Genomic DNA, 6922 nt, shown 5'->3' on the forward strand with positions numbered 1-6922 from the left:
TAAAACCGGAGTCAAAATCCTCCAAAGGTTTACCCTACATACTCCGACGCCTTTTGTCAATGGGGGAACTTCAGTTTCAACGTTGGGATTGTGAAACCAAAACTCCGTATAGTAATTTTCATTACTTGAAATTTGAAAAATCAGAACGTGAAATAGTGGTTTTCTGCTTTTTCTCAGGTTCACATTAACCACCTAGACATATCTGGCAACGCCCACCCTACAAACTCAACTAATCTTTTTGATATTTATCGTTGGTGTAAGGTGCGCTAGGCGCACCCTACTTTTAGCTTTGACTTGCAACAGAAGTCGGGGCGATCGCACTTTTTTCCTCTGCTGTTTTCGATTCGGCCAACTTGTCCAAAATCTCCACAACTTCTCTTTCAAAAGTCACCTGAGCGCGATTAGTGCGCCCGCCGACGTAGAGTTTGCCGTTTTTTTCCAAAGCCCAAATCTGCGAGTGAGACATATAGCTCATTAGCACGCTGAGCATCAGCAACCCGAAGCCAGTATAAACTATCGGAATACCCGGATCGGCTTTAATTTGCAATCCCGTACTGCCTACAACTTCGTCAATAGTCAGCATGACTCCGTTAACTTCTACCGCCGTTCCTGCGCGAACTGTAGTTAACAATTTGCCATCCGTACCGTACACTAACATCGTTCCTTGCAAATCTTTTGCTAGCAGAGAAACTCCAGCACTCAAATCGGGTTTTGTCGGAATCCAAGCACCCCAAATTCGACCTTTACCTTGAGTGTCTAGCTGAGCCATTGGTAATTGTAAAACCGGGCTTTTGTTGAGGCGAACTCGCACGGCAGCTATTGCCCAATCTGCTTGATAAAATGTGACTCCCCGGTATCTGAGAGGTTCGTTAACGTGAATGGTTTTGCGATCGACCTCTTGGCCTGTTTTGTCCAAAACTGACAGATCAGAGTAAAATTGGTCGATGCCGCCTTCGGGAGTATAATCAATCCAGAACCGATTAACTCGCATCGACCAATCCTTCGGTATTTGCGGCCCCGCCCAAGGCCCCGCATCCAGAATATTCTGCACCTGAAATGTTTCGCCGCTGGGAACAATTTCTTGACCGAGAAATCCCGTCATTGCGCCCCATATCGACCCAGCTAAAATAATTAGCATACTGGCGTGAACAATAATCGGGCCGATTTTGCCAATTATTCCCTTGCGGGCATAAACTTTTTCGCCTTCTCGAAATATGCGGTAGTTTTTTTGCTGCAAAAGTGGTTCTAACGAAGTTAAAGCAACTGTATCTAATTCCGCACTGAGAGCTAATTTTTCAAACTGCTTGGGTTCTTCATAAAATTTCCAGCGGCGGGCGGCTTTTAATGCAGGAAATTGTCGGGTAAATGTACAAGCTGTTAAGCTGCTGCCGAACAAAATTAGGATTGACAAAAACCACCAAGTGCGGTATACGTGGTCAAGTCCTGCAATTAGCACAACTTTCCAAGTTAGGAAGCCGAACAAAGCAGGATGTTCTGGATAGTTAGATTGGTAAAAGGGTACTGATTGGCCTTGTTCGATGACAGTGCCGGAAATGCTGAAAAATGCGATCGTCAGCAGCAAGATAATTGCCAACCGTAAATCTGCTAGCACCGGCAAAATTTCTCGCTTGAAAAACCTTTGAGGGGCATTCGCCCAGCTTGAGAGTTTTGATAGAAATACTTCTTTTGATGTCATTGGTAATTATGAAGGAAGTTCGGCAACGGATTTTGTAACGGATGTAACGGATGTCAGGAAGTTCGGCAACGGATTTTGTAACGGATGTAACGGATGGAAGAAGGGAGAAGGAAGAAAGAGGAGGGAACAACAAAAGATGAAGAAAATATTATTTTTTTCGAGCAAGTCTAAATCTATTTAGAAGTCTTTCTCTTTTATTTCTTCCTTCGTGTTCTTCGCGTCTTCGCGGTTCGTTTAAAAAAACTTAATTCACGCATTCCATAGTGATTGCTATATCTCTAAATAAGGACTGAACTCCTGATAACGAAACTTACGCGGGAAGTATCCGGGAAAGCAGAGAGAAAACACCAAATCCTACTAGCAAAACGCCGCTAACAGGCGTAATCCAACTCGACCACCGACGTAATTCTAACAATTTTTTAATGCTAGCAGTGAAAGTACCTGCTATAATCAGCGGAGCGACGTAGCCAGCAGCGTAAAACAGCAGCAACACACCACCTAAAACTGTATCTCCCGTTTTGGAAACCCAAGCTAAGAGTGTAGCTAAAACCGGAGTGCTGCAGGGAGACGCTACTAAACCAAAAGTTAAGCCCAATAAGTACGATCGCACGCCCGCCGGCAAATCTTTCGGTACCCACCCCACAGCGTCGAAAGACGGCATTTGTAAGGGTAAAGCTTCGAGTAAATTCAGCCCCATTAGAATAGCAATAATGCTGACAAGAATTGGCAAACCCAGACCAATTTTCCCGTAAACTTGTCCGGCAAATGATGCTACAATACCTAAACCCGCAAGGGTGGTGGCTAATCCCAGGGAAAACCACGCAGACTGGGCGGCGGCTTGGAGGCGGCTTTTTGCTTCGTATCCACCGATGTAGCCGATCGTGATCGGCAACATTGAAAGCATACAGGGCGTTAAGCTCGTTAGCAACCCTGCCAGAAAGATGACTCCGACGCTGACTAAACTGAGGTTTGTCAGTTGGGTATTTACTAAATTATTAGCAAATTGCGCGAGTTCGTAAAGTTGAGTTTGCAGGGTTTCCATCAGTCGATTTTAGATTTTAGATTTTAGATTTTAGATTTTAGATTGACTTCACAGCCCATCGATTTTAGATTTTAGATTTTAGATTATTAGATTTTAGATTAACTCCACAGCCCATCGATTTTAGATTTTAGAGAGGCTCTACAGATGAATCTGAGAGTTTAAACTAAATATCTAATATTTTTGCTATTCACGACTCCTGTGGAGGGCTTGTATCCCTAGACAGGTGACTTCAGGTTCGGGGCTGTTCTGGCTTTGTTGAAAATTGTAACAGATGCGCGTCGGTTCTGTTTTAAATTTAAGATTTTAGCGATATTTACGGGTTGGGAGTTAAAAAGTCGATCGCACCCTGGTTTAAATTGATATCTTGACAGCATCCTCAACAAGCTGTTGGTAATGGGCGCAGCTTGGAAGTTAAAAGGTCGATCGCACCCTGGTTTACATTGATATCTTGACAGCATCCTCAACAAGCTGTTGGCAACGGGCGCAGCTACACCAGATAATTCATTGACTGCGAAATCAGCCCGAAAGCCTGTTGTTGAAATTATTCAAGCAGACTTTAATTTTACTCTACGGTAAATTAAAGCCACTTTCTTCATTAATAGACCCGTCCGGCATTATTGCCCCTGCCAGCACCGCACCTCTGAAATTTGCTCCCGTTAAAGTAGCGCCTTCTAAATTAGCATTGCTCAAATTTGTGACTTGTTTGGAACCTCGGAAAAAGAAGCTGTGCAAGTCAGCACCTGTTAAATTAGTGTCTGCCAAATTAGCATATTGCAAGTCAGCACCATGCAGTGTCGCATCCGTTAAATTAGCTTCGGTGAGATTGCTTCCCCAAAGTCGAGAATCTAAGACATTAGCATCTTGTAAATTGGCGCGGCTCAGATTTGCCAAAGTCAGATTAGCATCCCACAACTTCGTGGAGTTGAAATTAGCTTCTGTCAAATTGGCTCGACTGAGATCCGTGCCTAAAATATCAGCATTTGCTAAATTAGCGCCGCTGAGGTCTGCGTCAGAAAGATCCGCATTTTTTAAGTTAGCACCGGACAAATTAGCGCCGCTCAAATTAGCGCCGCTCAAATTGGCTTCTTGGAGATTAGCTCCCCGCAAATCGACTGCGCTCAAATCGCACTGTTTCCACAAAAAACTGACGCACCAATTATCCTTTAATAGGTGACTCACATCCTCCGCATTCGCGGCCATCACAGGAGGAGTTAAGTAGAGAGTGAACAGGACGATCGCCAACACTGCAGCGAAGAAAGTTTTCAACCTCATAACTCTTTTCATTGACACTAATTTGCGCCATAAATTATGGATGTCTAATCAAAGCATAGCAAATAATCTGCAACTTCCCTCAGCAAGATTACTCAAAAATATTAGTGTAGTGAAAGGTTAATCAGGGTTGGCGCGGGTACAAACTTAACTTAGCCTGTCTTAGATGCGCTTTGAGGTAGAAACCCGGTTGATGCACAGATGCCTCGCTGCCAAACTAATATTTTTCCTAAAAACCTGGTATAAAATGACCGCAAGTTTGAGCGGGATTTGCCAGTGCAATATCGCTACAAAGTAATACTTGCCGCAGCAAGTTGCGATCGCTTCCCCAGGGGCATACCTGCAAACAATCCTGGTATAAACTGCTCAATATGGGAATCAAGAAACCGCTTCTCTAGCCTACAAGCCTTATATTTAAAGGGTTATAGACGCAATTTTCGTTAATTGCGATCGGCATCACTAACTAAGCCCAACTTTCATCACACAATTCAAGCCCCAACATCACCTAATCGCATCAAACTTATCACGTTCCTGAGAGTATGGATATCACTGTCAGTAGCGGAAGTATGGAGGAAAATAAGAGCATACAGTTGAACACCACTCCTCCCATGCCTACTATCCCCCTTCTCCCAAGCCAATTAGTTGTCACAACTATTTTTAATTCGATCGAATCTTTGGGATTCACTAATATTGCCGGCGTATTTTCGGGGGAGCAAGCTGAATCCCGACAAGAGGCCAATTTAAAAGTTAGTACCAAAAAGTTTTACACTCAAGGTTTAAAAAATCTCGAACAACAAGACTTGCACGGCGCTATTAAAAATTTTACTGCCACAATTAACATTAATCCCCAATTCGCGTCAGCTTACAACGATCGCGGTGTGACCCGCTACAAATTAGGCTACAAGCAATCGGCGATCGAAGATTTAACTACAGCCATCGAACTCGATCCTTACCGAGCCAAGTATTACAGCAATCGGGGGTTTATGCTGACTCGTTTAAAAGATTATACTGGGGCGATCGCCGATTACAACTCGGCACTGCTGCTCAACCCTAATGTAGCTCAATTTTACTTTAACCGAGGTGCTATCCGCCTACAAATGCAAAATTCCCTGGCAGCACTAGCTGATTTTGAGTCAGCAATTCGCCTCGATAGCGCTTTTGCTAAAGCTTACTTTAACCGAGGACTGACTAGATATAAATTGAGAGAGGTTCAGGGAGCATTTGAGGATTTTCAGAAGGCGGCAGAGCTTTTTAAGCTGCAGGGGAGAATGGATTCTTATCAAGATGCAGTTTCTCAAATTAGAAAACTATGGTGTTAGTTGAGTTTTCAAATTGGGGAATTGGAAATTGGGCAATTGGGCAATTGGGGAATGGGGAAGGGGAATTGGGGAATCTGTAAGGTGCGCCATAAGCACCCTACACCTATAGTTAAAGTTAGCCAATTCTCAAGGCTGCATCGGCAGGTTGAGGGTTAGGAGCGCTAGGAATCCTAGATAAAGGAATTGCAAAGGCTGCATTTTGAACAGAGGCGACAGTAGAATTTTGTACCACAGTACCAGCCGCTGCCAAGTTAATGACAGTATTGCTTCCAGATTGAGTGAATGTAGTATCGGATAAATTTCCTGTCAAAGCAATGCGATCGCCTTCCTCTGGTCTAAAATCAACTATTGTATGACTTGTCGGGGGTAGGGTAATAAAAGGAAGAGAAGCAGGATCTACTCCGAGCAAAACAAAAGTATCTGCACCACTACCTCCTGTGAGAGTATTGTTGCCTGTATCTCCAATCAAAATATCATTGCCATCACCACCAATTAAGATATCATCCCCTTGACCGCCTCGCAAAAAGTCGTTACCAGCATCACCATTGAGAGTATCGTCAGCGAAATTGCCAATCAGAATATCGTTGCCAACACCGCCACTAATGAAGTCGTTACCTTTGCCACCGCGCAAAAAGTCGTCACCGACTTCGCCACTGATGGTATCATTGCCTTGGCTGCCATTAATTGCATCATCCGTCGGTGAACCGAGGATGCGATCGTTGGCGCTACCTCCCACTACACCGCTGGGATTTTGCTGAGAGTCTTGGGAAGTGACTTGATAGTTGTTGGGGGTATTTGGCAGTCTGAGCGCTCCCAAAGATAGATTTAGGAAATTGGTACTATTAATTAAATCGTTGAGCACATTAACATCGGTAATGATGCTAGAAACCCGACTGGGGACGATTCCTTGAACGACTTTTGCAGTTGAAATGCGATCGCCCTGCTGCACCGCATTCACCGTTTCAAAACCTTGAATAACATTGCCAAAAACAGCATAACTACCATCCAAAAATGGCAACTCATCCAAAGCAAAATAAAACTGCGAAGAAGCCGAATCCAAAGCATTAGAACGAGCCATTGCCACAGCCCCGCGATTATGCCGCAACTGGGGCGTCTGGGTGACAATTTGGTTGTAAACAGGTTGCGCGGCCCCTTGCGGCTTAATTTCCAAAGGAATAAAACGCGGCTGATTGGTCTCCGGGTCAATAAAACTACCCGTTCCCAATTGACTGGCTGGAATTGTAGTATCTCTGCTGCGCGGATCGCCTCCTTGCACTACAAAAGGCTCTGGCTGACGTACAACTCGGTGAAACATCACCCCGTCGTAAATGCCGCGTTCAACTAAGTCAACAAAATTTCCTGCAGTAATCGGGGCATTAGTGCCGTCTACTTCGATCACAACGGGTTGACCGTTAATTACCTGGACTACTATAGCTTTGCCTGTTAACGGGAGTGCAGCGCTCATGGGTAAATTGCTATTTGAGTGAGTGATCTTGGGGTTTTAGAAGCAATCCGGGAATGTTTGAGTCGATGGGAGGTATTATCCTCCGCACCTCTCAGTTAGATCCGGACGTGCTGGTTTCCCCGCATCCGGCT

At 44.5% G+C, this 6922-nt stretch carries 5 protein-coding genes; 1 reads left to right on the forward strand and 4 read right to left on the reverse strand.

Annotated features, from left to right (window positions below; translation table 11 throughout):
* Window positions 1-283: 283 nt before the first annotated feature.
* The 3 genes from QUA03_RS27930 to QUA03_RS27940 all read right to left on the reverse strand — a co-directional run bounded on the left by QUA03_RS27930 (window position 284) and on the right by QUA03_RS27940 (window position 4022).
* Complete coding sequence (locus QUA03_RS27930) at window positions 284-1696, reverse strand: cytochrome c biogenesis protein (protein ID WP_333216851.1); 1413 nt, start codon at window positions 1694-1696, stop codon at window positions 284-286.
* A 310-nt stretch (window positions 1697-2006) separates the two neighbouring features.
* On the reverse strand, window positions 2007-2738 hold the full coding sequence (locus tag QUA03_RS27935; RefSeq protein ID WP_333233091.1) for a cytochrome c biogenesis protein CcdA: 732 nt from the start codon (window positions 2736-2738) through the stop codon (window positions 2007-2009).
* 567 nt (window positions 2739-3305) lie between these two features.
* Window positions 3306-4022 carry a pentapeptide repeat-containing protein gene (locus QUA03_RS27940; RefSeq protein ID WP_333216853.1) on the reverse strand — a complete coding sequence of 239 codons (717 nt, stop codon included), beginning with the start codon at window positions 4020-4022 and terminating at the stop codon, window positions 3306-3308.
* A 524-nt stretch (window positions 4023-4546) separates the two neighbouring features.
* Here QUA03_RS27940 and QUA03_RS27945 point away from each other — a divergent pair.
* Window positions 4547-5326, forward strand: coding sequence for a tetratricopeptide repeat protein (locus QUA03_RS27945; protein WP_333216855.1), 780 nt, complete (start codon window positions 4547-4549; stop codon window positions 5324-5326).
* 115 nt (window positions 5327-5441) lie between these two features.
* Here QUA03_RS27945 and QUA03_RS27950 read toward each other — a convergent pair whose 3' ends face one another.
* The gene (locus QUA03_RS27950; protein ID WP_333216857.1) at window positions 5442-6791 is read right to left on the reverse strand and encodes a peptidylprolyl isomerase; all 1350 of its coding nucleotides are present in this window, start codon (window positions 6789-6791) and stop codon (window positions 5442-5444) included.
* Window positions 6792-6922: the final 131 nt, after the last annotated feature.

Source organism: Microcoleus sp. S36b_A4, from assembly GCF_036700645.1.
Taxonomy (GTDB): domain Bacteria; phylum Cyanobacteriota; class Cyanobacteriia; order Cyanobacteriales; family Microcoleaceae; genus Microcoleus.